This window comes from Streptomyces sp. 8L, from assembly GCF_020176795.1.
In the GTDB taxonomy this organism is placed as follows: domain Bacteria; phylum Actinomycetota; class Actinomycetes; order Streptomycetales; family Streptomycetaceae; genus Streptomyces.
Window position 1 is genome coordinate 1 of sequence record NZ_JAIUKE010000806.1, and the last position, 2331, is coordinate 2331.

A 2331-nucleotide genomic window follows, 5' to 3' on the forward strand; every position below is an offset into this window, starting at 1 on the left:
CCCTCACGGCCGGAGGCCCTAGGGTGGCGGGCGTACGGGTGGGGGCCGGCGCGGCGGAAGCGGAGATGCCTCGATGGACACGGTGACTCGATGGACACGGTGAGCGGTACGGCCTGGCGGCCCGCGGCGCGGGTGGCGGGCATGGGAACCTCGATCTTCACCGAGATGACCGAGCTGGCGCGGGCCACCGGGGCGATCAACCTCGGCCAGGGCGTGCCCGAGCTGGCGAGCCCGCCCGCGCTGCTGCGGGACGTCGCCGACGCGGTCCTCGCGGGAGCGAACCAGTACCCGCCCGCCGCCGGCCTGCTCGCCCTGCGGGAGGCGGTCGCCGCGCACCAGGAGCGGTGCTACGGGCTCGCGTACGACCCGGCGGCCGAGGTCCTCGTCACCACCGGCGCGACCGAGGCGCTGGCCGCCGCGGTGCTCGCGCTGTGCGACCCGGGCGACGAGATCATCGCCTTCGACCCCTGCTACGACGCCTACGCGGCGGACGCGCGCCTCGCGGGCGCCACACTCGTCGGGGTGCCGCTCGCCGTCGACGGCGAGGGCTTCCTGCTCGACGGGGACGCGCTGCGCGCCGCCGTCACACCCCGGACGCGCGCGCTGATCCTCAACACCCCGCACAACCCCACCGGCAAGGTCTTCACGCCCGCGGAGCTCGCGGCCGTCGCCGCCCTCTGCCAGGAGCACGACCTGACCGTCATCACCGACGAGGTGTACGAGCACCTCGTCTACACGGACCGGCCGCACCTGCCGATCGCCGCCCTGCCGGGCATGCGCGAGCGCACGGTGACCGTGTCGAGCGCCGGCAAGACGTTCAACACGACCGGCTGGAAAGTCGGTTGGGTGTCGGGGCCCGCGCCGCTGGTCGCCGCGGTGAACGCGGCCAAGCAGTTCCTCACGTACGCCTCCGGCACGCCCTACCAGGGCGCGCTGGCACGGGCGCTGGGCTCCGTGGAGGAGTGGGCGGCGGGCCTGCGCGCCGAACTGCGCGCCAACCGGGACCTGTTGACGGAGGGACTGAGGGCGGCGGGCCTGCGGCCGTTCCGCGCGGACGCGGGGTACTTCGTCCAGGCCGACGTGCGCCCGGCCGGCTACCGGGACGGCGTCGCGTTCTGCCGCGAACTGCCCGGCCGTGTGGGCGTGGTGGCGATCCCGACGTCGGCCTTCCAGCTCGCGGAGGGGCCGCGGTGGCTGGTGCGGTTCTCGTTCTGCAAGCGGCCGGCCGTGCTGGAGGACGCGGTGGCCCGCCTCCGGCGGTCGGCGGACTGACGGGCCCGGGAACGGCGTGCCGCCGGTTCGCTTCGGGGTGCGGGACCTGCTCAAGCCCCGCTCCCGAAGCGATCACGGTTCACTCGGTGTCTTTGGGATGTCGCGGGGAGGCGTACACGAGGATCACGGTGGAAGTCTCCGCGCTGACCAGGTAGCGCACTCGGCCACCGCTGGTGACCTCGTACTCCCACTGGTCCAGGTCGGAGCCCTTCCACACTTTGGTGGCATGCCTGCCGCGCAACTGATGCTGGCGATTCCAGTTGGACCGGGTCAGGGGGTCACCTCGGAGAGCGTCCAGGCAGCGGTGCGCGCTCGGCAGGGCCACACGACACAGTTCCTCCCAGCCCGTCACCGCCTCTGTGGTCCCGAAGACGACGTTCCACCCGTTGAGGGGCGGAACGCTCACTCGGTCTCCTTTCTTCGGACTCACCCACGCACCTCGACCTGACCGAGGTCATCACCGTCGAGCGGACGCAGCGACTCCCTGAGCTGCTCGGGATCGGCGTTGATGCGTGCCGTGGCGCGCCAGGAGACGATCGCGCGGTGCACGGCCTCTCCCGCCCCCAGTTCTGCGGCGTCCGACAGCGCTTCAAGGAGCTCGACCGTGAAAGCCCGAACCTCTTCCGCGTTCAGGTGTCGCGCCCAGGGGAACACCTCGGGCAGTGCGAGGAGGAGCGCCCTGGCACCGTCGTCCTGCTTCATCAGTGCGAGGAAGAGCCGCGAAGCGGTGGTCAGGTTCTCCTCCGCACCCTCCGCGCGTACAGCCGTGGTCAGCACCATGTCCGGCGCGTCCCGATGAGTGACCCGAAGCCGTCCCAGGGCAGCAGCCCTGGCGGCGACCCCTTTGGGATTGCGGGAGAGATCGGTGAAGGAGACGGATTCCGTTTCTGCTTCCAGACGCACGGTAGACATAATCAGAGCTTACTCAGATCACGATCTGATTTCAAGGCCGTCCGGCCTTCGATGCGCGTGCCTTCGCCTTCTGCAAGCGGCCGGCCGTGCTGGAGGACGCGGTGGCCCGCCTCCGGCGGTCGGCGGACTGACGGGCCCGGGAACGGC

General features: G+C 71.7%; 3 protein-coding genes. 1 reads left to right on the forward strand and 2 read right to left on the reverse strand.

What is annotated here, in order from left to right; all coding sequences use genetic code 11:
- The first annotated feature begins 90 nt into the window (after positions 1 to 90).
- The gene (locus LCE31_RS38950) at positions 91 to 1272 is read left to right on the forward strand and encodes an aminotransferase class I/II-fold pyridoxal phosphate-dependent enzyme (RefSeq protein WP_225022967.1); all 1182 of its coding nucleotides are present in this window, start codon (positions 91 to 93) and stop codon (positions 1270 to 1272) included.
- Between the two features lie 79 nt (positions 1273 to 1351).
- Here LCE31_RS38950 and LCE31_RS38955 read toward each other — a convergent pair whose 3' ends face one another.
- Both LCE31_RS38955 and LCE31_RS38960 read right to left on the reverse strand, forming a co-directional pair.
- Positions 1352 to 1678 (reverse strand): hypothetical protein, encoded by a 327-nt coding sequence (locus tag LCE31_RS38955; RefSeq protein WP_225022969.1) that lies wholly within the window; start codon positions 1676 to 1678, stop codon positions 1352 to 1354.
- 20 nt (positions 1679 to 1698) lie between these two features.
- Positions 1699 to 2184, reverse strand: coding sequence for a prevent-host-death family protein (locus LCE31_RS38960; protein ID WP_225022971.1), 486 nt, complete (start codon positions 2182 to 2184; stop codon positions 1699 to 1701).
- Positions 2185 to 2331: the final 147 nt, after the last annotated feature.

Bases quoted from the DNA above. Each gene is read 5' to 3' on its own strand.
- LCE31_RS38950 (WP_225022967.1), top strand. From the start codon at position 91: ATGGACACGGTGAGCGGTACGGCCTGGCGGCCCGCGGCGCGGGTGGCG.
- LCE31_RS38960 (WP_225022971.1), bottom strand. From the start codon at position 2,184: ATGTCTACCGTGCGTCTGGAAGCAGAAACGGAATCCGTCTCCTTCACC.